Annotated in this window: 1 tRNA gene; it reads right to left on the reverse strand. The window is 20.7% G+C overall.

What is annotated here, in order from left to right:
• Positions 1–577: 577 nt before the first annotated feature.
• A tRNA-Ile gene (locus tag AVBRAN12642_RS09770) sits at positions 578–654 on the reverse strand.
• Positions 655–681: the final 27 nt, after the last annotated feature.

Genomic DNA, 681 nt, shown 5'->3' on the forward strand with positions numbered 1-681 from the left:
TAACCCCCCCCCAACCACTCTAAACAACACAAACAATACTTTAAACTAAAAACTAAAAAGCAATTAAAATTTCATTCTAAAATAACCTTCACTATCTACTAAAAACAATTAAAAATACACCATAATAAAACAATCTCAAACATAATCACTAAACATAAAAGCTATTTTTATTAAAAGAATTTAAAACTTATAAATACTTTATAAAAACATTAATTATATTAACTCTTAAAAATACAACTAATATTTTATTTAATAGTAAAAACATAATTATCACTTATAATTTAAATTACTTATTACTATAAGAGTTATTTTAAAAAGATAATATATATGCTACCAAATATCACACCACTTTAATAAATATTATAATTTATATAAAAATAGCTTTAAACATAACTACAAGCTAAATAAATAAAAATAAGTATTCTTAAATAAATTCAAATATCATTAAAAATATAAATATTATTTATAAGTTTCAATCTAAAATAAATACACAAGTAAAACCTAAAATCATACTAAAATTACATATATTAAAAAGATTTAAAAAAATAATTTAAAAGATAGATAAAAAGAATAAAAATGGTGGGCCTAACAAGACTTGAACTTGTGACCTCACCCTTATCAGGGGTGCACTCTAACCAGCTGAGCTATAGGCCCTTAAGAAGTAGAATTATTGTTATCTTA

This window comes from Campylobacter sp. RM12642, from assembly GCF_020137635.1.
GTDB lineage: Bacteria > Campylobacterota > Campylobacteria > Campylobacterales > Campylobacteraceae > Campylobacter_E.